At 60.1% G+C, this 19,140-nt stretch carries 22 protein-coding genes; 13 read left to right on the plus strand and 9 right to left on the minus strand.

The window, feature by feature from the left end; all coding sequences use genetic code 11:
• Positions 1-105: 105 nt before the first annotated feature.
• The gene (locus SPHFLASMR4Y_RS17380) at positions 106-231 is read right to left on the minus strand and encodes a hypothetical protein (protein ID WP_260806977.1); all 126 of its coding nucleotides are present in this window, start codon (positions 229-231) and stop codon (positions 106-108) included.
• Between the two features lie 33 nt (positions 232-264).
• Entirely contained in the window at positions 265-759 is a 495-nt protein-coding gene (locus tag SPHFLASMR4Y_RS13265) for a Dps family protein (protein WP_089133969.1), read from the minus strand.
• 246 nt (positions 760-1,005) lie between these two features.
• On the opposite strand from SPHFLASMR4Y_RS13265, the gene SPHFLASMR4Y_RS13270 reads away from it, so the two are divergent.
• Positions 1,006-1,572: a type 1 glutamine amidotransferase domain-containing protein gene (locus SPHFLASMR4Y_RS13270; protein WP_089133970.1), complete on the plus strand. Its 567-nt coding sequence runs from the start codon at positions 1,006-1,008 to the stop codon at positions 1,570-1,572.
• 188 nt (positions 1,573-1,760) lie between these two features.
• Positions 1,761-2,279: a hypothetical protein gene (locus SPHFLASMR4Y_RS13275; protein ID WP_089133971.1), complete on the plus strand. Its 519-nt coding sequence runs from the start codon at positions 1,761-1,763 to the stop codon at positions 2,277-2,279.
• A gap of 42 nt (positions 2,280-2,321) precedes the next feature.
• Here SPHFLASMR4Y_RS13275 and ribH read toward each other — a convergent pair whose 3' ends face one another.
• Together ribH and ribB are read right to left on the minus strand one after the other, a co-directional pair.
• Complete coding sequence (gene ribH, locus SPHFLASMR4Y_RS13280) at positions 2,322-2,744, minus strand: 6,7-dimethyl-8-ribityllumazine synthase (RefSeq protein WP_089133972.1); 423 nt, start codon at positions 2,742-2,744, stop codon at positions 2,322-2,324.
• A 95-nt stretch (positions 2,745-2,839) separates the two neighbouring features.
• A complete protein-coding gene (gene ribB / locus SPHFLASMR4Y_RS13285; RefSeq protein WP_089133973.1) occupies positions 2,840-4,156 on the minus strand; it encodes a 3,4-dihydroxy-2-butanone-4-phosphate synthase in 1,317 nt (438 codons plus the stop codon).
• Positions 4,157-4,418: 262 nt separating this feature from the next.
• Between ribB and SPHFLASMR4Y_RS13290 the strand changes: the two genes are divergently transcribed.
• Positions 4,419-5,420: a ligase-associated DNA damage response exonuclease gene (locus SPHFLASMR4Y_RS13290; RefSeq protein WP_089134893.1), complete on the plus strand. Its 1,002-nt coding sequence runs from the start codon at positions 4,419-4,421 to the stop codon at positions 5,418-5,420.
• Positions 5,420-6,991: a cisplatin damage response ATP-dependent DNA ligase gene (locus SPHFLASMR4Y_RS13295; protein WP_089133974.1), complete on the plus strand. Its 1,572-nt coding sequence runs from the start codon at positions 5,420-5,422 to the stop codon at positions 6,989-6,991. The genes SPHFLASMR4Y_RS13290 and SPHFLASMR4Y_RS13295 overlap by 1 nt, the downstream gene beginning before the upstream one ends.
• Before the next feature lie 27 nt (positions 6,992-7,018).
• On the opposite strand, the gene SPHFLASMR4Y_RS13300 is transcribed toward SPHFLASMR4Y_RS13295, so the two are convergent.
• The 4 genes from SPHFLASMR4Y_RS13300 to SPHFLASMR4Y_RS13310 form a co-directional block, all read right to left on the minus strand.
• Positions 7,019-8,347 carry an aromatic ring-hydroxylating oxygenase subunit alpha gene (locus SPHFLASMR4Y_RS13300; protein ID WP_089133975.1) on the minus strand — a complete coding sequence of 443 codons (1,329 nt, stop codon included), beginning with the start codon at positions 8,345-8,347 and terminating at the stop codon, positions 7,019-7,021.
• A 116-nt stretch (positions 8,348-8,463) separates the two neighbouring features.
• The gene (locus tag SPHFLASMR4Y_RS13305) at positions 8,464-8,811 is read right to left on the minus strand and encodes an alpha/beta fold hydrolase (RefSeq protein WP_145955539.1); all 348 of its coding nucleotides are present in this window, start codon (positions 8,809-8,811) and stop codon (positions 8,464-8,466) included.
• A 300-nt stretch (positions 8,812-9,111) separates the two neighbouring features.
• Positions 9,112-9,267, minus strand: a complete 156-nt coding sequence (locus SPHFLASMR4Y_RS17160; RefSeq protein ID WP_186265939.1) for a hypothetical protein — start codon at positions 9,265-9,267, stop codon at positions 9,112-9,114.
• A 139-nt stretch (positions 9,268-9,406) separates the two neighbouring features.
• Positions 9,407-10,279, minus strand: a complete 873-nt coding sequence (locus SPHFLASMR4Y_RS13310; protein ID WP_089134894.1) for an alpha/beta fold hydrolase — start codon at positions 10,277-10,279, stop codon at positions 9,407-9,409.
• A 140-nt stretch (positions 10,280-10,419) separates the two neighbouring features.
• Here SPHFLASMR4Y_RS13310 and SPHFLASMR4Y_RS13315 point away from each other — a divergent pair, with 140 nt between their 5' ends.
• The 9 genes from SPHFLASMR4Y_RS13315 to SPHFLASMR4Y_RS13355 all read left to right on the plus strand — a co-directional run bounded on the left by SPHFLASMR4Y_RS13315 (position 10,420) and on the right by SPHFLASMR4Y_RS13355 (position 18,479).
• Positions 10,420-10,749, plus strand: a complete 330-nt coding sequence (locus SPHFLASMR4Y_RS13315; protein WP_089133977.1) for an ArsR/SmtB family transcription factor — start codon at positions 10,420-10,422, stop codon at positions 10,747-10,749.
• Positions 10,746-11,201, plus strand: a complete 456-nt coding sequence (locus SPHFLASMR4Y_RS13320) for an ArsI/CadI family heavy metal resistance metalloenzyme (protein ID WP_089133978.1) — start codon at positions 10,746-10,748, stop codon at positions 11,199-11,201. Before SPHFLASMR4Y_RS13315 ends, SPHFLASMR4Y_RS13320 begins: the two co-directional genes overlap by 4 nt.
• Positions 11,198-11,704 (plus strand): arsenate reductase ArsC, encoded by a 507-nt coding sequence (locus tag SPHFLASMR4Y_RS13325; protein ID WP_089133979.1) that lies wholly within the window; start codon positions 11,198-11,200, stop codon positions 11,702-11,704. The genes SPHFLASMR4Y_RS13320 and SPHFLASMR4Y_RS13325 overlap by 4 nt, the downstream gene beginning before the upstream one ends.
• A gap of 3 nt (positions 11,705-11,707) precedes the next feature.
• A complete protein-coding gene (gene arsB / locus SPHFLASMR4Y_RS13330; RefSeq protein ID WP_089133980.1) occupies positions 11,708-12,775 on the plus strand; it encodes an ACR3 family arsenite efflux transporter in 1,068 nt (355 codons plus the stop codon).
• Between the two features lie 286 nt (positions 12,776-13,061).
• Positions 13,062-15,311: a TonB-dependent hemoglobin/transferrin/lactoferrin family receptor gene (locus SPHFLASMR4Y_RS13335; RefSeq protein WP_089133981.1), complete on the plus strand. Its 2,250-nt coding sequence runs from the start codon at positions 13,062-13,064 to the stop codon at positions 15,309-15,311.
• A gap of 20 nt (positions 15,312-15,331) precedes the next feature.
• A complete protein-coding gene (locus tag SPHFLASMR4Y_RS13340) occupies positions 15,332-16,363 on the plus strand; it encodes a DUF6607 family protein (protein WP_089133982.1) in 1,032 nt (343 codons plus the stop codon).
• Positions 16,363-16,779: a hypothetical protein gene (locus SPHFLASMR4Y_RS13345; protein WP_089133983.1), complete on the plus strand. Its 417-nt coding sequence runs from the start codon at positions 16,363-16,365 to the stop codon at positions 16,777-16,779. Before SPHFLASMR4Y_RS13340 ends, SPHFLASMR4Y_RS13345 begins: the two co-directional genes overlap by 1 nt.
• Before the next feature lie 11 nt (positions 16,780-16,790).
• A complete protein-coding gene (locus tag SPHFLASMR4Y_RS13350) occupies positions 16,791-17,345 on the plus strand; it encodes a hypothetical protein (protein ID WP_089133984.1) in 555 nt (184 codons plus the stop codon).
• 126 nt (positions 17,346-17,471) lie between these two features.
• Entirely contained in the window at positions 17,472-18,479 is a 1,008-nt protein-coding gene (locus tag SPHFLASMR4Y_RS13355; protein ID WP_089133985.1) for an SDR family oxidoreductase, read from the plus strand.
• Between the two features lie 109 nt (positions 18,480-18,588).
• Here the strand turns inward: SPHFLASMR4Y_RS13355 and SPHFLASMR4Y_RS13360 are convergent, their stop codons facing one another.
• Positions 18,589-19,059 (minus strand): hypothetical protein, encoded by a 471-nt coding sequence (locus SPHFLASMR4Y_RS13360; protein WP_089133986.1) that lies wholly within the window; start codon positions 19,057-19,059, stop codon positions 18,589-18,591.
• Positions 19,060-19,140: the final 81 nt, after the last annotated feature.

The following is a 19,140-nucleotide window of genomic DNA, read 5'->3' on the forward strand; positions in this document are numbered from 1 at the left end:
ATATCCCGAAAAAGATGCGGATATCCGGACAGGCCGGTTCGAAAAAAGAGCCCGCTTCTGCAAAGACAGAAGCGGGCCAGGCGCACTTGCAACCTTGCAACCGGTTCAGAAAAAGCCGGTAACCGCGGCTAGTGCCACGGCCGCCAACAGGGTCGATATACCCAGTACAATAATCATATGGCGGGTGGTGAAACCCTGACGGGCGCTGGTTTTGTCCAATTGTTTCTTCATAGGTTCTTCCTGGATGCTAATGGCGAAGGCGGACTATATGCTGGCCGACAGCATCCATGATGATTCTTCCATCACGCCGATCCGTGCAGTCAGCAGATCTGCCGTGAAAACATCGTCTGCCTCTTCGGCCGTTTTGACAAAGTCGCGCATCTGGTCGGCCACAGTGAGCGTGTCGTCGGACAGCTGCTTGAGCATGGATTCGACGTCGCCATATTCGACCTGATCCTTGATCACGCTATTCTCGATATAGGTGGAAAGCCCGACCGGCGTTTTCGCGCCGAGCGCCCGGATCCTTTCGGCAATTTCATCGATCGAGGCGGCCAGATCTTCATATTGGGCTTCGGTCAGCTTGTGGACACCGTGAAATTGCGGGCCGGTCACATTCCAGTGCACCGCCTGCGTCTTCTGGTACAGCACATAGGTGGAGGCCAGCGCCTTGCCCAGCTTCTCTGCCATGGTGGCGCGGTCGGCTTTTTTGATATCGCTTTTCATCTCGCGGAGTTCTGCGGATTTGATCGTTGCTGTCATAATATGTTCTTCCTTTCATGATGGTGCGCTCAACGAACTGGCGGAGCGCGTTCCCTGACAATGATTACGCCCCGGCCCACAATTGGTTCCGTTTAACCGCCGGAAAGATCAGGTGATATTCCGCTCCATCGTGACGGGTACCGGCAGGGTGAAGGAAAGAGCGGCGGAAGCGCCTCCGGGAAAGGGGAACCAATCCGCTTTCCGCTGCGTAGACTCGTCATAACCCCCAACGAAAGGACGACAGAAATGACAAAGATTTCCGACGCAAAAATAGCCATTCTCGCCACAGACGGGTTTGAAAAATCCGAACTGTTCGAACCGAAGAAGCAGCTTGCCGACGCCGGCGCAGATGTCACGATCGTGTCGCTGGAAAGCGGCTCGATCAAAAGCTGGGATGAAAAGGACTGGGGCGAAAGCATCGATGTCGATATCACCGTCGACCAGGCCAGCGAAGGCGATTTTGATGCGCTGGTGCTGCCCGGCGGTCAGATGAACCCGGACATCCTGCGGGTCGAGGATAAGGCGGTCGATTTTGTGAAAGCCTTTTTCAATGCCGGCAAACCGGTTGCCGCAATCTGCCACGCGCCATGGCTGCTGATCGAGGCGGATCTGGTGCAGGGCCGCAAGGTCACCGGCTATCCATCGATCAAGACCGACCTGATCAATGCCGGCGCGCGATTTGAGGATAGCGAAGTGGTGGTCGACAACGGCCTGATTACCTCGCGCAATCCTGGCGACCTCGACGCATTCTGCAGCAAGATCATCGAGGAAGTCCGGGAAGGCATCCACAACCGGACGAAAAAGGCGGCCTGAATCGGGGCGCAGGCCATGTGAGGACGGGCTCTTCCGGAGCCGGTCCTCCGCAGCAGATAACGGCAGATTTGCCTTTTGTCCTGCCCCTGCGTCGACTCGCCTCAATAACCTTAACAAAACCGGCCGTCGCTTTTTAGCGAGCATTTCGTATGGAAAAATGCCATTTTTGTAACCCCAAGGAGTAACATATGAAGAATTTTCTGACCCTCGTGACCGGCGCCGCGCTGCTCGCGGCGACCCCGGCCCTGGCGCAAGAAGCCGCTACGGCTGTCGACGTTCAGGCCGGCATGAAGGTATTCGGACCCAATGGCGGTCCCGTCGGTACGGTGGAATCCGTAGCCGGTGGTGCTGTCGTTGTGGATACCGGCACCAACAAGGCGGCGCTTTCGCCGGATGCATTTGCCAAGGCGGAAAACGGCCTGTCGATCACCATGACCAAGGTCGATCTGGACGCAGCCGTTGAAAAAGCGGCGGCCGATGCCAGAGCCAAGCTGCTCGCCGCGCTGACCCCGGGCACCGAAGTGAAAACCGTAACCGGCGCTGCAGTCATTGGCACCATTCAGGAAAATGACGAAGAATATGTGACCGTCGACCATGAAGGTGTGCCGGTCAAATTGCCGGTCGAAGCTTTCATGGCTCAGGCCGATGGTGTTTCGATCACGATGACCGAAGACCAGTTCAAAGCCGCGCTTTCCGGTACCCAGTAAGCCAATCGCCCTGGCGGCGGCAGGTCATGGAGCCTGCCGCTGCTAGGAGCTGAATTTCAATCCCAGTTCATACATCGCTATCGCCGCCTGGGCAGCCTCGCCGCCCTTGTTCTTGCGCGTCTTGTCCGCACGGGCCAGCGCCTGTTCCTCATTCTCTGTCGTGATGATGCCATTGCCGACCGCTGCACCGTCCATCGACAGCGCCATGATCCCGCGGGCGCTTTCGCCGGCGACAATCTCGAAATGATAGGTCTCGCCGCGGATCACCACGCCGATGGCGACAAAGCCGTCATATTGGTTGGCGTCTATGGCCATCGAGATCGCGCCGGGAATTTCCAGTGCACCGGGGACGGTGATGATCTCGTGCTCGTGTCCCGCCGCCTTGAGCGCATCGGTCGCGCCCTCGATCAGCATGTCGTTGAGATGGTCGTAGAAACGCGCTTCGACGATCAGGAATTTTGCCATTTTCTGTCTCTTTCAAATTCGTCATCCTGAAATCTTTCAGGATCGGGTGGATAGATGCTCGCGGGGCCTGGAACCGGTGCAGGACGCCAGGCCGGTCAGGCGTTCTCCAGCTCTTTGTCTGCAGTGTCGCTGTCGATGGCAGGTACGGCGCGCTGCCCGACAATCCGCAAGCCATAAGCGTCGAGACCGACCAGATCGTGGCTGGTGTTGGTCAGCAATTCCATATCATGGACGCCTAGCTCGCTGAGGATCTGTGCGCCAACGCCATAGTCGCGCTGCTGATCCATGGGCGGCGGCTTGACTCCCGCCAGGCTGCGGACCTGCTGCGAGAAGAAATCGGGCTGGCGCGGATTGATGAAGACGATCACGCCGGCTCCTTCCTTGCCGATGATTTTCATCGATTCCTCGATCATGCTGGGCCGACCGGTGTCCTGGGCGAACATGTCGGGAAACATGGTGGTTGCGTGCATCCGTACCAGCGTTGGCTGGTCGGGGTCGACATGGCCCTTCTGCAACACGATCTGCTCGCTTTCGGTCGCCATGTTATAATAGGTGATAGCATTCCATTCGCCACCCCAACGGCTGGTGAAGCGGGCCTCTGCGCGCCGTTCGGTCAGATGATCGTGGCGCAGGCGATAGGCGATCAGGTCGCGGATCGTGCCGATTTTCATGCCGTGATGCTGGGCAAATTCGATCAGGTCGTCGAGTCGTGCCATTTCGCCGTCATCCTTCATGATCTCGCAGATCACGCCGGACGGGTTGAGGCCGGCCAGCCGCGAGACATCGACCGCCGCTTCGGTATGGCCGGCGCGGACCAGCACGCCGCCGTTGCGCGCCTGCAGCGGAAAGACATGGCCGGGGGTGACAATCTCTTCCTTGCCCTTGGTCCGGTCGATCGCCACCGCCACGGTGCGCGCCCGGTCGGCGGCGCTGATCCCGGTGGTGACGCCGTCGCGCGCCTCGATCGAGATTGTGAAGGCGGTTTCATAGGCGCCGCGGTTGTTCTGGCTCATCATGTCGAGACCCAGTTCCTCGACCCGGTCGCGGGTCATCGCCAGACAGATCAGGCCGCGGCCATATTTGGCCATGAAGTTGATCGCATCGGGCGTGGCCATCTGCGCCGGGATGATCAGGTCGCCTTCATTCTCGCGATCCTCGTCATCGACCAGGATATACATGCGTCCGTTGCGCGCCTCGTTGATAATCTCTTCTGCCGATGCCATGACCCCGCTGCCGCCGCGCGCCAGATAGGTCTCCAGCTTGCCGAGCGTCTCCGCCGTCGGGTTCCAGTCCTCCTGTCCCAGGCTGCGCAGGCTGTTGGCGTGAAGGCCAGCCGCCCGCGCCAGCCCGGCCCGCGTCTCCTCGCCGGATTCAATCAGGGCGACCAGTTTTTCGATCAGGATCTTGCTCATGGACTCGGCCTTTCAATGTGATATTGGGAATCGGGTATCACATTGAAGTGTGATTGGTCTAGAGGAAATATCACATTGGGCTCACATGATGTGTTGTGCTCTCGTCATCCTGAACTTGTTTCAGGAACCCATCACTCCTCCCGCAACCTTCCGGTTTTACCGCCTGAGGTCCTGAAACAAGTTCAGGATGACGGTAATCCTTGCCGCAAAAGCCCCCCCACCCTTGACCGGAACCTTTCCCGACCCAATACGCTTTTACACCATGGCAAAAGCGAAACACTGGATCGAGCCGCATCCGCAGGGCATTTATGTACGGCCGGCAGATGTCTGGATCGATCCGTCGACCCCTAAGCAGCGCGCCGTGGTCACCCATGGCCACGCCGATCACGCGCGCGGTGGACATGGGGATGTCTGGGCGACGCCGGAGACGCTGGCGATCATGGGCCTGCGCTATGGCACGGAAGCCGGGACGCCGATCAGCTATGGCAACGGGTTCGAACGTGGCGGGGTGCGGTTCAGCCTGCATTCGGCGGGTCATGTGCTGGGTTCGGCCCAGGTGCTGATGGAATATCAGGGCGAGCGGGTAGTCGTCACCGGCGATTACAAGCGCCGCGCCGATCCGACTTGCGCGCCGTTCGAACCGGTGCCCTGCGATATTTTCATAACCGAGGCGACCTTTGGCCTGCCGGTGTTCCAGCATCCGCCGATTGCCGGCGAAATTGCCAAGATTTTTGCCCGGCTCGAGGCCGAACCGGACAGCAGCATCCTCGTCGGCGCCTATGCGCTGGGCAAGGCGCAGCGGGTGATTGCCGAGTTGCGCCGCGCCGGCTGGGACCAGCCGATCTATCTGCACGGGGCGCAGGTCAGGATGTGCGAATTATACGAAGAGCTCGGCGTCTCGCTGGGCGAATTGCGGCTGGTCATGGATACGCCGAAGGAAGAAATGCGCGGCCAGATCATCATCGCGCCGCCCTCCGCGCTGACCGACAAGTGGAGCCGGCGGCTGCCCAATCCGGTCACCGCGATGGCGTCGGGCTGGATGCGGGTGCGCGGGCGGGCGCGGCAGCGCGGGGTCGAAATCCCGTTGGTCATTTCCGACCATGCCGACTGGGACGAGCTGACCGGCACGATCCGCGAACTGGCGCCGAAGGAAACCTGGATCACCCATGGCAGCGAGGACGGCCTGCTGCGCTGGTGCGAGCTGCACCAGATCAGGGCGCGGGCGCTGTCGATGGTCGGGCGCGAAGAAGGGGATGACGGCTGATGCGCCGCTTTGCCGCCCTGATCGACAGTCTGGTCTATACGCGATCGCGCAACGCCAAGCTGGCGGCGATCGCCGGCTATTTGCGCGAAACGCCCGACCCCGATCGCGGCTGGGCGCTGGCGGCGCTGACCGACAGTTTGGATTTTCCGGCGGTCAAGTCCGCGACCATCCGCAATCTCGCCGGCACAAGAATCGATCCCGAACTGTTCCGTCTGTCGCGCCACCATGTCGGCGACACCGCCGAAACCGTGGCGCTGGTCTGGCCGGAAGCGGAAGGGCGCGTGCAGGGCGATCCAGGCATCGACGAAGTGGTGCAGGCGCTGGTTGCCGCCAATCGCACGACCGCGCCCGACATTGTCGCGGACTTGCTCGACAGCATGGACAGCAACAGCCGCTATGCGATGCTCAAGCTGGCGGTCGGCGGGATGCGGGTCGGGGTGTCGGCGAGGCTGGCGAAGACCGCCTTCGCGCAGGCCTTTGACGTGGCGCTGGATGACGTCGAGGAGCTCTGGCACGCGCTTGACCCGCCCTATGACAGACTGTTCGCATGGGCAGAGAAGGGCGGCGCGCGTCCCGACCTGTCGGCAACGCCCTTCTTCCGGCCGTTCATGTTGTCTCATCCGTTCGAGGGCGATAGCCTTGATCTCGATCAATATGCGGTCGAGTGGAAATGGGACGGGATCCGCGTGCAGGCGGTGCATCTCGGCGGCGAGACCCGGCTCTACAGCCGCGGCGGCGATGATATCAGCGCGTCTTTCCCCGACATTGTCGAAGCGTTCGACCGCGACGGCGTGATCGATGGCGAATTGCTGGTCCGTGGCACCGACCAGGGCGGCGAAGCGGCGAGTTTCAACGCGCTGCAGAAGCGGCTCGGTCGCAAGACCGTCTCGAAAAAGATGCGGCAGGAATTTCCCGCCTTTGTCCGGGTCTATGATCTGCTGATGGACGGGGGCACGGACCTGCGCCTGTCGCCCTGGCACGAACGGCGGCAGCGGCTCGAAAGTTTTGTGCCCAAGCTGCATCAAGACCATTTCGATCTTTCGGCGGTGGTCGATGTCGATGATTTCGCTGCGCTCGAAGAAATGCGCGCCGGGGCTCGCGATGCGGCCATTGAAGGCGTGATGCTGAAACGGCGCGAAAGCCCCTATCTCGCCGGACGGGTCACCGGTCACTGGTATAAATGGAAGCGCGACCCGCTGAATGCTGATTGCGTGATGATGTACGCGCAGCGCGGCAACGGGCGGCGTGCGTCCTTCTATTCCGACTATACATTCGGCTGCTGGACCGAGGACGGCGAACTGCTGCCGGTCGGCAAGGCCTATTCCGGCTTCACCGACGAAGAGCTGAAATGGCTCGACCGCTTCGTCCGGCAGAATACGCTGAACCGCTTCGGGCCGGTGCGCGAGGTGAAGAAGTCGCTGGTGCTGGAAGTCGCGTTCGATTCGATCCACGAAAGCGGCCGCCACAAATCCGGTCTCGCCATGCGCTTCCCGCGCATCCACCGCATCCGCAAGGACAAGCCGGCCGAGGAAGCGGACCGGATCGCGACCTTGCAGGCGATGATTTCCTAGCTATTCATCTCCCGCAAGGGAGAAGGATCAGTCTCCCAACAGCCCTGCCGCGCGATAGGTCTTGTTCAGCACATCGTGAAAATGCGCCACACGCACTTCCTGATCGCTCAGCCAGGCGCGATCGAAGCCGCTGGACCGGGCGCCGGCCTGCACACGGGCGAGCAGGCTGATGTCCTGGTCGATCGTTTCGGTCATGCTTTTTCTGCCGGACAAAATGTCTTCATGTCCGAAACAGTCACGGGGCACGCGCCCGTCTGAGACAGTGCTGTTCCCGCTCGCCGCGTGCATCGTCTGCTTATGCTCCGAACCGCCGCCGAGCGCCGGATCGGGATTGAGCTGCAGCGTCCATTTGTCGAGACAGGATTTTGACGGATCTTCGGGGTGCGGGCGCGAGCGCATCATCCATAATCCTTCCGGGGAACCGGACAGGATGATGTTGGGAAACAGATTATATTGAAACACGGTGGTGAGTTGCTCATCCGACAGCGCCGAATAGTCATAACCCTTCCTGCCGCTCTGTTCTCGCTTGGCTTTGGTAATTGCTGCCGGAATATCCGCAACCCGGCCGACAAATGCATTCGCATCGATGCCGAGCGCGGCGAGTTGCATTTCCTGGTAATCGGTTGGCTGGTCGGGCACCGGATAGCGGCTGTCGGTGACAAATCCCGGAACGTGCAAACCGGTATGCCCATTTTCGAAGAGTTCGTCGGTGGCGTTGGGACAATCGACGAAGCGCTTGTGCTGCGGGTGGATATGATCAACGTGGTAGAGTTCGGAGAAATTGTCGATCATCGCTTTCCAGTTGCAATTGACACTGACCGTCTGGTCCTCGATCAGGTCCATCCTGGCAATGGAATAGGGCGCGGCCCGTTCGACCATCTTGCCGAGAAAGTCGGACAGGGGCCGAGCGTCGGCGTCCATATTGACGAAGACAAAACCCTGCCAGGTTTCGAGCAGCACCGGCTTGAGCCGCAAGCGATCGGCAGGCAGACCGGGGGTGAAGCTTCCCGGATCGGGGGCGGCACGCAGGCTGCCGTCGAGATTGAAGCACCAGGCATGATAGGGGCAGGTAATCAGCGGGGCGCTGTGCGCGCCCTCTTCCAGCAGCCGGGTGCCGCGGTGGGTACAGGCATTGTGATAGGCATGCAGCGCGCCGTCTCTGGCGCGCGCAATGATGATCGAATCATGGCCGATATCAAAGGTGACGATATTTCCCGAACCTTGCAGGTCGCTTTCCAGCGCGGCCAGCAACCATGTTTTGCGCCAGACATGATCGGTTTCGACACGGGCGTGGCGGGGATCATGATAGCGTTCGCCATCAATCGCTACGGAAGTCACGTCTGTGCTCCTGATCATTCTGCCGTCTCCCAACCCTGTTTCTTTTCGACAGGCTAGGCTTTTGGCGGGCCGCAAGGCAGTAGCAATTTTACCAGCTTTTCCCGCGTGCGGTCAGGGCAGAATGACCGGATATTTCAGAGAAAGTCGCGCAACGTTTCGACAAACAATTCAAACTGGTCATGGTGCAACCAGTGGCCGGCGTCGGCAAATTCCTTCACCGAAACATTGTCGCCGAAATATTGCATGCGGCCGTCTTTCTCCGGATTGCTCGCCCAGCTGTCGGCGCCGTAATGGAGTTGGGTCGGGCAGCTGATATTGCCCCAAAGCTGATGAACCGTGTCCTGCTTCCGGTTCAGTGCATCCTTGAAAGTCGGATAGCGTTTCACTTGACGCCCGGCAGCCTTGCGCTTTTCCCCGATCGAATTGCGCACGCGCGCCAGCGGACCGGTCCCGTTCGGCGAGCATTTCAGGGCTGGGGCCAAGCCCCTTGATCGCGGGCGCCCGAACCAGAATCACGGTGGCGTCCGACTGTTTGTTTACAAACAACCTCGCGACCTAGCAGCGCTGATACCGTGATCGGCGTCAGACTGGTTCACGTCAAATGCGGGAATACCGGTCGCCGCAGAAATCCAGCCGGCATATTGGGCCGTGCTGCCATATCGCGTTGCACAGAATATTGCACCGTTCATCGTTGGCGACCTCTCCATGCTATATCCGCATCGCCCGATCGCGAGCGCGATCTTGCTGGGCTGTTGCGCCTGCTACCGGAACGCGGCCCGGTGTTAGCTCGGTGCGTAAAAAATCGTACCATTATTGATTTCAACGCCGGCAACGCTAGTTTTTCCATCCGTTCGCCCTGCGCAATCCAGCAGGATCAGTTCGGGTTTCACATAGCGTTGCTTTGCTGGCGTTTCTTTTTCCACATTAGGACCGGTCAATTCGAATCTCCAATTTAGATGGTGGGCTTACTCGATTGTCATGCGTAGGATTCTCCACAATGTCCAGCCAAGAATAAGCCTCTACCACGCTGTTTATAGACAATAATTTTCTGGATGATAAAAATATCGCATCTTGTAATCAGAGAAAATCCCGCAGCGTCTGCACAAACTCATCAAACTGGTCATGGTGCAACCAGTGGCCGGCGTCGGCAAATTCCTTCACCGAAACATTGTCGCCGAAATATTGCATGCGGCCGTCTTTCTCCGGATTGCTCGCCCAGCTGTCGGCGCCGTAATGGAGTTGGGTCGGGCAGCTGATATTGCCCCACAGCTCGTGGATCGCATCCTGCGACAGGTCGATGCTGTCCCAGTGCTGGACATAGGGATCGAATTTCCAGCTATAGCTGCCGTCCTCGTTGCGGATCACCGCGTGGGTGGTCAGGTGGCGGGCCTGTTCGTCGGAGAGATGCTGGTTGGCGTCCTGCATCCGGCCGAGGGCATCTTCAAAAGTGGGATAGCGTTTCACCTGTCGCCCGGCCGCCTTGCGCTTTTCCTCAATGCTGTTGCGCACGCGCTGGATCTGACCGATTTTTTCGCGCTCCGCGAGCAATTCGGGGCTGGGGCCCAGCCCTTCGATCGCGACCAGCTTGCGCACTGTGTCGGGATAGAGGCCGGTATAGCGCAGCGCGATATTGCCGCCCATGCTGTGCGCGACAATGGTGACCGGCGACAGGTCGAGCTGGTGAATCAATTGCGCCAGATCGGTGACCATCGCCATATTGGCATAATTGCCGTCGGTGCTCCACTGGCTGTCGCCATGGCCGCGAACGTCGGGGCAGATGATATGCCAGTCATCGCGCAGGGCCTGCGCCGTCCAGTCCCAGTTCCGGCAATGGTCCTTGCCGCCGTGCAGCAGGATCAAAGGCGGTTTGTCCTCATTGCCCCAGTCGGCATAATGCAGCTTGAGCCGCTGGGAGAAATAGCTGTGCGAGGCGGGGCCAATCAGGGTCATGCGGGATTCCATCAGGAAAGGGAAAATTTCGATCCAGTCCTAGTCGTTGCGGCAGGCTTCGACAAGCGTCTGGCGGATCGGGAGGAAGCGACAGGAATATTTCGCTTTACAAAAATCCATATATCGACATACATAGATATATGGATTCGATAAAAGCAATAGAGGCTCTCGGCGCGCTCGCGCAAAATACCCGGCTGGAAGTGTTCCGGCTGCTGGTCCGGCACGAACCGTCCGGTCTGCCCGCGGGGGAAATTGCCAGGCGGCTGGACGTGCCGCAAAACACCATGTCCTCGCATCTGAATATCCTGGCGCGGGCGGACCTCGTCTCCTCGCGACGCGACAGCCGCATGATAATCTACCGTGCCAATCTCGCCGCGATGAACGGCCTCGTCGCCTTCCTGCTGGAAAATTGCTGTTCCGGCGATGATTGCGCGCCCCTTACCAACCAGCTCGAAAGGCTCTGCCAATGAAACGGATGCACATCCATGTCGGCGTGGATAATCTCGCCGCCTCGATCGAATTTTACTCCACGCTGTTTGACGCGGAGCCGACGGTTACAAAGACCGACTATGCCAAGTGGATGCTCGATGATCCGCGTGTCAATTTCGCGATTTCGTCGGAAGATCATGCGGCCAAGGGCATCGAGCATCTCGGCATTCAGGCGGAAAATCCCGAAGAGCTTCAGCAGGTCTTCACCCGCCTTCGCAAGGCCGACGCGCCCGTTCTGGAAGAGGGGCAGACCACCTGCTGTTATGCCCAGTCCGAAAAGAGCTGGATCGCCGACCCCGACGGCGTCGTCTGGGAAGCCTTTTACACCGATGGTGAATCCGTCGTCTACGGCGATTCACCCGAACTGTCCGCCGTTTCGCAAAATGCTGCCGAAACCAGCTGCTGCGCGCCTTCGAAAGCCGCCCTGTCATGAGCGAGAAGGTCTATAACGCGCTGTTTCTCTGCACCGGCAATTCTGCCCGTTCGATATTGGCGGAATCGATCTTGCAGCGCGAAGGCAAGGGGCGGTTCAATGCCCTGAGTGCAGGCAGCAATCCGGCCGGACGGGTCCATCCCTATGCCCTCGATCTGCTCGAAACCATGGGGCATCCCGTTGCCGGACTGCGCTCCAAGAACTGGGACGAATTTGCAGGACAGGGCGCACCCGCGCTCGATTTTGTCTTCACCGTTTGTGACAATGCCGCCGGCGAGACCTGCCCGGTCTGGCCGGGCCAGCCGATGACCGCCCATTGGGGCATAGCCGATCCCGCCGCAGCAACCGGCAGCGAGGCCGAGAAGCGCGCGGCCTTCACCGAAGCCTATCGGATGATGTTCAACCGGATCAGCCTGTTTCTGGCCTTGCCGCTGGAAAGCATAGACAGGATGAGCCTGCAGAACCGGCTCAGGGAAATTGGCGCAGAGAAAATCGAGGCTTGAACCATGGCAACGCAACCCCTTGAGAGTCCGGCAGATGCCGGGCTCGGCCTGTTTGAAAAATGGCTGTCGCTGTGGGTCGGGAGTGCGATATTGCTCGGGCTCCTGATCGGCAATATCGCGCCCGATGCGGTGGCCATTCTTGCCCGGCTGGAATATGCTTCGGTCAATCTCGTGGTTGCGGTGCTGATCTGGGCGATGATCTACCCGATGATGGTCGGAGTCGATTTTGCCAGTCTCAAACATATTGGTGAAAAGCCGAAGGGGCTGTTCATCACCATCGTCGTCAACTGGCTGATCAAGCCGTTCACGATGGCGGCGCTGGCGCTCTTGTTCTTCCAGTATATTTTTGCCGGGCTGATGTCCGCGGATGATGCCGAGCAATATATTGCCGGACTGATATTGCTGGGCGCCGCGCCCTGCACCGCGATGGTCTTTGTCTGGTCGCAGATGACCAGGGGCGATCCTGCCTACACACTGGTGCAGGTGTCGGTGAACGACATCATCATGATCTTCGCCTTTGCGCCGATTGTCGCGCTTTTGCTTGGCGTCGCCGAAATTGCCGTTCCATGGGAAACATTGCTGCTGTCGGTCCTGCTCTATGTCGTCATTCCTCTGGTTGCTGGCGCACTGACCCGCCGCACATTGCTGGCCCGCTCGGCCGACGGGGAAGCCGCGGTCACGGCCTTCACCGGCCGGGTCAAACCTTTGTCCGTACTGGGTCTGTTGCTCACGGTGGTGCTGCTGTTCGCCTTTCAGGCGCAGACCATCGTGACCCAGCCGCTGCTGATCGCCCTGATCGCGGTGCCGATCATCATCCAGAGTTATGGCATTTTCTTCGTCAGCTATGCCGCCGCCTGGGCCTGGAAAGTGCCGCACAATGTCGCGGCCCCCTGTGCGCTGATCGGGACGTCCAATTTCTTCGAACTGGCCGTGGCCGTGGCCATCGGCGTGTTCGGACTGGGTAGCGGCGCCGCTCTCGCCACCGTGGTCGGCGTATTGGTGGAAGTGCCCGTGATGCTGTCGCTGGTCGCGATCGCCAACCGGACCCGGGCGAAATTCACCGGATCCTGATACCCGACAATTGCGCCTGCTTCCGGGGCTGATCTGTGCCCGATCAGGATAGCCTGCTTCGGGGCAGGGTCGGCATCGGTATTTGCCGGGCTGACCCGCATCGAACGCCCCCGATATTTGTCCGCCATCATCGTGACACGGTGCCGCCCCAGCTCTTCTGTGGTCCGTAAAGCCGGAAAATCCCCCATTTCCAACTAATTTCCAATTAGCGTTTGACAGCCTGTGTCCAGGCATCTTAATTAAGAATGAGAATCATTCGCATTATCAATAAACAGGGGCACAATTCATGAAACCGAACTTCCGTCACCGGGGAGCCGCATTGACCTGCAGTTTTCTCGCACTAGGCTTTTCCCAGGCGGCAATGGCCGCAGGTGACGATGCGGCAGGCTTTGCGGATGACAACACGATTACGGTCACGGCAGCCCGTGCGCCTGTGGAGGTCGAGGATGCACCCGCCACGGTCACCGTTATCGACCAGGAGCGGATCGCCGACGAAATGGCGACCGATGTCCGCAATATCGTGCGCTTTGAACCCGGCGTAACGGTGCGCCGGGCGCCGGCGCGCTTCGGTGCGGCGCTGGGCACGACGGGCCGGGCCGGCAACGAGGATTTCAATATTCGCGGTATTGGCGGCAACCGCGTCCTCATTCTGGTCGACGGCATCCGTTCTCCCCAGGGCTATACATTCGGCGCGCAGGAAGTCGGCCGCGGCAATGCCACCGATGTCGGCCTGATCAAGTCGGTCGAAATCCTGCGCGGTCCGGCCTCGGCGCTGTACGGCAGCGACGGCCTGTCCGGCGCGGTCAGTTTCATCACCTCCGACCCCGTCGATTTTATCAGCGAGGGCAACAGCTTTGGCGGTTTCGCGCGGGCACATTACAGTTCGGCAGACGAGGAATTTGCCGAGACCGTCGTGCTTGCCGGCAGGACCGGTAATTTTTCTGCGATGCTGGCTTATTCCCGCCGCGATTTTCAGGAACTGGATAACAAGGGCACGGTCGATACCGAAGATGCCAGCCGCACCACACCCAATCCGCAGGATGGGAAATCCAATGCCTTTCTCGGCAAGCTGATCTGGAACAGCGGGTCGCACAAGATCCGGCTGACCGGTGAATATCTTGAACGCGAGGTCTATTCGGACGTTCTGTCCGGTCGCGGACCGGTGTTCCTCTTTGGCCCGACGCCGAGCTGGATTGTCGACAATCTCACAGCTCAGGACGAAACCAAACGCAGCCGGGTATCGATCGACTATAGCTATGATGCGGGCGAAGACGGCGCAGGTTTCATCGACTATGCCCATCTCGCCGCCTATTGGCAGGACGGCACCGACCGGCAATTTGCGCTGGAAGAGCGGACGGCAACATCCGCCACCCCGCGACCGGACCGGGAACGGCTGAACACCTTCGACAATGAAGTGATCGGGGCGCTCGCCGATTTCCGTTCAAGCTTCCGCACCGGCGCGGTCGAGCACACCATCACCTTCGGCGGTGACATCAGCAAGACCGAACAGGATGGTCTGCGCGACGGCACCGAGCCGCCGTTTGGCGAGGTCTTTCCGACCCGCGCCTTTCCGAAGACGGATTTCACGCTCGGCGGTTTCTATATCGGCGACGCGATCGAATTTGCCGATGGTCTGGTGACGCTCTATCCGGCGCTGCGATACGACTTTTACGATCTGAACCCGACCGACGATCCCTTGCTGCCGAGCTTTACCCCGAGCGCGCAAAGCGGATCGAAACTGTCGCCGAAGCTGGGTGCGGTTGTGAAGCTTGGCGATGTCCGCCTGTTCGGCAATTATGCCCGCGGTTTCCGCGCGCCGACGCCCAGCCAGGTCAATAATTTCTTCGAAAATCTCGCCTTTGGCTATACTTCGGCGGCCAATCCCGATCTCGGCCCGGAAACCAGCGACAGTTTCGAGGCGGGTATCCGCTATGCGACGGACAATGTCGGATTGTCGCTGACCGCCTTTACCGCAGACTATAGCGATTTCATCAGCCAGGAAGTGGTTGGCGGTAGTTTTACGCCAAGCGATCCCGCCGTCTATCAATTCGTCAATCTTGATGATGTCAGCGTCAAGGGTGTCGAAGCCAAGGCAAACTACGAAGCCGAAAACGGGTTCCGCGCGCGCTTTGCCATCGCCTTTGCCGACGGCACGGTGAAATCGCCGAACAATTCACCGGCATCGCTGGGCACGGTCGACCCGATCAACGCGATATTGGGTCTGGGCTATCGCGAACCGACCGGGGCGTTCGGCGGCGAAGTGATCCTCAGCTATAATGCGCAGAAGGAATTTAACGAGACGACCGGCGTCTGCAGTGCGGCCTGTTTCCGGCCGGACGAGTCGCTGATCGTCGACGCCACCGCCTTTGTCCGGATCGCCCGTAATTTCAAATTGCGGGCCGGCATCTTCAATATCACCGACAAGAAATATTGGGTCTGGAGCAGCGTTCGGGGGCTGGCGGCAACGTCGCCGATTATCGACGCGTTCACGCAGCCGGGCCGCAATGCCAGCGTTTCACTCAGCATATCATTCTAGTTCCAAGGGGGAGAATAACGATGAAGACGGAATTGACGACACGATGGGGCGCGGCCCTGTTCGCACTGGCCATGGCGACATCACCCGCGCTCGCCGCCGCCGAGCAGCAACCGGCTGCGGCGACGGCGCCGCAAGCAAGCTTTGAACAGGACCGCGCCGACATATTGGCGATGGCCGGAGACTATAAGGTCAAGTTCGACATGGCCGAAACCACGGCCTGGCGGGGCGATTATGAACCGATCAAGGCGAAGATTTCCGGCGGCCATGAAAGCGTCCGCGTGATCAAGGATACGGGCACGGAGATCATCCTGCAGCACCTGCTGGTTGCCGAGCATGAGGGCGAGACATTCGTCATCAAGCACTGGCGTCAGGACTGGATCTATGAACCGGCGAAAGTGCTGGTCTACGCCGGAGCCGGCAAATGGGTGAACCGGGATGTGCCGGAATCACAGCGGCAGGGCCGCTGGTCGCAAACCGTCTGGCAGGTTGATGACAGCCCGCGCTATGGCGGCATCGGCAAATGGCAAACGGTCAACGGACTGCGCAGCTGGACCAGCGACTGGACCGCCCGGCCATTGCCCCGCCGCGATGCGGTTCGCGATCCGGTCTATGACCATTATCAGGCGATCAACCGGCACCAGCCGATGCCCGGTGGCTGGATCCACTGGCAGGACAATACAAAGATGAAGACCGTTGATGGCAAGGCGCTGCCCTATGTCCAGGAATCGGTGCTCAACACCTACACAAAGTTCGACGGTTATAGCGTCAGCGCGGCGGATGACTATTGGGCGAAAACCAAAGGCTACTGGCAGCAGGTGCGGGCGGAATGGGATGCCGCGATCGCTGCACATGGCGGCGTGACCGTCGAGGAAGAAGCGCATGCCGGCACCGTGATCAGCGGGCGGCTATTGTCCATGGGCACGGAAATTTCCGATGGCAAACTCTCCGAGGCTGCTGCGGTTGACGAAGCGCGGTCGCTGATCCGGGACGCCACCGGCAAGCAACCCGCGCAAGGCGCTGCACAGACAGCTCCGGCATCAGCAGACTATTGATGCCGGAGCCGATATCCGCATTTGCGCAATCGCTGGCCGCGACCCCCAAGATCGCCGCCTTGCCCGCTGCGCAAATGCGGATAGTTGTCGCCATGCGGATTGCCGTCCTGGCGTGGCGCAAGGGTCAGGACCCCAAACCCTATCTGGTCAAGCAACTGGGCGATGAAACCGCCGCGCGCCATTTCGCGCATATCATCGAACTGATGAGCGATTGCTGGCCCGAACCGATAATGGTGCACCGTCCCTGCTGTCAGCAGACAAGCTATGACGAGATGCTGATGCTCGATCTGACCACCGCGGCGGTGCAGCGCGAAGCAGACCATTTCCATGGCCTGCTCGGCGAGATGCTCGGCCGGTCGGATCGCCAGAAGCTGCATCTCGGCTTCACCAAGTTTACCAGCCGGTTCCGGCGCTAGGGAAGCATTGCATGAATAAAGTCAAAACCCGGAACCTGCTGGTACTGGTACATCTGTTCCTCGCCGCCTTTCTGGCGCCGTCCTTTCTGCTTGTCGGCCTAACCGGCGCGCTCAAGCTGGCCGGTGTCGAAGCGTCGATCGAGGATATCCCGATTGAACTGCCGGCCGAAACGCGGATCGATCCGGACAGCCCGACGCTGAAACAGGATATTGCGGCCGTGCTTGCGACGCAGAATATCCATCTCGATATCGAAAGCGTCCGCAGCCGCGCGGGCAAGATGACGACCCGGCCAACCTCGCGGACCTTTGCCCGGATCAATCAGACGCCCGATGGCCTGGAAGCCTCCCTGCACAAGCCCGGCTTTCAATATGCGATGATGGAACTGCACAAGGGGCATGGGCCCGCTCTGTTCAAAACCTACCAGCTGATCGCTGGAATCGCGCTGTTTCTGGTCATAGTCGGCGGTCTGGTGGTGGGGCTGATGGCGCGGCCCTATCGCCGCAAGGCCCTGGCTTCGCTGGCACTGGGAAGCATCGCTTTTCTGGCTCTCGGCTTTGCGGTCTGATTCGATAGCCGCTTGGGATGGTTCTGCATTGCAGCATGGATCACCGTCGGTCCCGGCGGATAGCGCTCACCCTGCAAAGGATTTTATGATAGTGTAACAGCCATTCTGAAATTCAGGAGTGTGCCCATGACTGACCAAGTTCGCAAACCGTCTCTCAACCGCCGCCAGTTGCTTGGTGCCACAGCCGCAACCGGCTTCGCGCTGACCGCCGGTCCCGCGTCCGCCGCCGCTGGCGAGAGCAAACCGGATTTGACCGGCAAATCCATATTGATCACCGGCTGTTCCTCCGGCTTCGGCTATCTCGGCGCGCTCCATTATGCCGAACGGGGGGCGAAAGTCTTTGCCACCATGCGCAACCTGCCGCGCGCCGAGGGCGATGCCCTGGCAAAGGCCGCCAGCGACCAGGATCTGGATATCACGATCCTCGAGCTGGATGTGCTGTCGGACGGATCGGTGAGCAAGGCGGTGGCCGAGGCCGAACGGCGGAATGGCGGCGCGCTCGATGTGGTCATCAACAATGCCGGAATCGGCACCGGCGCTCCGGTCGAGTTGCAGGATATGGAAATGATGCAGCTGCTGTTCGACACCAATGTCATGGGCTACCAGCGGGTCGCGCGCGCGGCTCTGCCGAAAATGCGCGCGCAGAAGTCCGGCCTGGTCGTCAATGTCTCCTCGCAGCTTGGCCGGGTGATGGTGCCGGGCATGGGGCTCTACAGTTCAACCAAATTCGCGGTCGAATCGATGAGCGAGCAAATGGCCTATGAGCTGGTCCCGCACGGCATTGATGTTACCATCGTCCAGCCCGGCGGCTTTCCGACCAAGATATGGGAAAATGGCAATCAATATACCGCGCCGATGCTCGAGCGTGCCGATGACGAGCGCAAGGCGGCCTATCAGGCGCTGGTCGACGGAGCCTTGCGCAACAGTGGCGGGTCGACCGATCCGGTGGATGTGCCGCGCGCTATCGCCGACGTGATCGCCAAGGCGCCCGGCAAACGTCCGCTGCGCCTGCCGGTCCATCCCGGCGGCAAGCCGCAACTGGCGATCAATCAGGTGAGCGCGCAGACGCAGGTCGCGATGCTCGGCAATTCACCCTTCGGTCCCTGGGTCAAGGACGTGAACGAACGCAGCTAGCGGCAGGCGATGTGCTCCGCACTCGATGCGGAGCTCTGGAGGTTAAAATGCTGCCCGCCGGGCAAAGCGCCGCATCCTGTGCAGAGCACTGGCGTGTTGAGTGGCCGTTTCAGGCCGCGCGCTTCACGAGAAACAGGGGCGCCAGATAGACGATCAGGAACACGCTATTGGGGATCACATTGGCGGCATTGCCCGACGCCACCGATGCGCCGCTGTCGACTGCGAACCAGACCAGGAGTGTGGAGATCGTGCCCTTGCGGATCAGCTCGCTGCCCTGTTCGATACCGGGGGCGGTGATGAACACATACATGGCCATCAGCCCGGCAAAGACCCCGCCGGCGATCGCCATCGCCATTTTTGCTTCGGGCGTGTCCAGCCCGGCCACGCCATTGCCGCCGGAAGAGGCGAGCTGGAAGAATATCTCGTTGGCACCGGTAAAGTCGTTCACCCCGGCGAACGCGAATATGATGGCAACGATGATCGAGAAACAGCCGACGATACGGATATAGCGGCCAGCGGCTTGTGGTGACATGATCTGCTCTCCATTGGTTGCGTCATCCTTAGACCATGGAGCGGTCATCAAAACAATTACCTCCCGGGTAAGTGCATGAGGCGCGTTTCATGCTATCGGGTTGTAAGCCGGGAACAGGATGCGGGAGAC

The organism is Sphingorhabdus sp. SMR4y (assembly GCF_002218195.1).
Taxonomy (GTDB): domain Bacteria; phylum Pseudomonadota; class Alphaproteobacteria; order Sphingomonadales; family Sphingomonadaceae; genus Parasphingorhabdus.

Bases quoted from the DNA above. Each gene is read 5' to 3' on its own strand.
- SPHFLASMR4Y_RS17380 (WP_260806977.1), bottom strand. From the start codon at position 231: ATGAAGAAACAATTGGACAAAACCAGCGCCCGTCAGGGTTTCACCACC.
- SPHFLASMR4Y_RS13265 (WP_089133969.1), bottom strand. From the start codon at position 759: ATGACAGCAACGATCAAATCCGCAGAACTCCGCGAGATGAAAAGCGAT.
- SPHFLASMR4Y_RS13270 (WP_089133970.1), top strand. From the start codon at position 1,006: ATGACAAAGATTTCCGACGCAAAAATAGCCATTCTCGCCACAGACGGG.
- SPHFLASMR4Y_RS13275 (WP_089133971.1), top strand. From the start codon at position 1,761: ATGAAGAATTTTCTGACCCTCGTGACCGGCGCCGCGCTGCTCGCGGCG.
- ribH (WP_089133972.1), bottom strand. From the start codon at position 2,744: ATGGCAAAATTCCTGATCGTCGAAGCGCGTTTCTACGACCATCTCAAC.
- ribB (WP_089133973.1), bottom strand. From the start codon at position 4,156: ATGAGCAAGATCCTGATCGAAAAACTGGTCGCCCTGATTGAATCCGGC.
- SPHFLASMR4Y_RS13290 (WP_089134893.1), top strand. From the start codon at position 4,419: ATGGCAAAAGCGAAACACTGGATCGAGCCGCATCCGCAGGGCATTTAT.
- SPHFLASMR4Y_RS13295 (WP_089133974.1), top strand. From the start codon at position 5,420: ATGCGCCGCTTTGCCGCCCTGATCGACAGTCTGGTCTATACGCGATCG.
- SPHFLASMR4Y_RS13300 (WP_089133975.1), bottom strand. From the start codon at position 8,347: ATGATCAGGAGCACAGACGTGACTTCCGTAGCGATTGATGGCGAACGC.
- SPHFLASMR4Y_RS13310 (WP_089134894.1), bottom strand. From the start codon at position 10,279: ATGACCCTGATTGGCCCCGCCTCGCACAGCTATTTCTCCCAGCGGCTC.
- SPHFLASMR4Y_RS13315 (WP_089133977.1), top strand. From the start codon at position 10,420: ATGGATTCGATAAAAGCAATAGAGGCTCTCGGCGCGCTCGCGCAAAAT.
- SPHFLASMR4Y_RS13320 (WP_089133978.1), top strand. From the start codon at position 10,746: ATGAAACGGATGCACATCCATGTCGGCGTGGATAATCTCGCCGCCTCG.
- SPHFLASMR4Y_RS13325 (WP_089133979.1), top strand. From the start codon at position 11,198: ATGAGCGAGAAGGTCTATAACGCGCTGTTTCTCTGCACCGGCAATTCT.
- arsB (WP_089133980.1), top strand. From the start codon at position 11,708: ATGGCAACGCAACCCCTTGAGAGTCCGGCAGATGCCGGGCTCGGCCTG.
- SPHFLASMR4Y_RS13335 (WP_089133981.1), top strand. From the start codon at position 13,062: ATGAAACCGAACTTCCGTCACCGGGGAGCCGCATTGACCTGCAGTTTT.
- SPHFLASMR4Y_RS13340 (WP_089133982.1), top strand. From the start codon at position 15,332: ATGAAGACGGAATTGACGACACGATGGGGCGCGGCCCTGTTCGCACTG.
- SPHFLASMR4Y_RS13345 (WP_089133983.1), top strand. From the start codon at position 16,363: ATGCCGGAGCCGATATCCGCATTTGCGCAATCGCTGGCCGCGACCCCC.
- SPHFLASMR4Y_RS13350 (WP_089133984.1), top strand. From the start codon at position 16,791: ATGAATAAAGTCAAAACCCGGAACCTGCTGGTACTGGTACATCTGTTC.
- SPHFLASMR4Y_RS13355 (WP_089133985.1), top strand. From the start codon at position 17,472: ATGACTGACCAAGTTCGCAAACCGTCTCTCAACCGCCGCCAGTTGCTT.
- SPHFLASMR4Y_RS13360 (WP_089133986.1), bottom strand. From the start codon at position 19,059: ATGACCGCTCCATGGTCTAAGGATGACGCAACCAATGGAGAGCAGATC.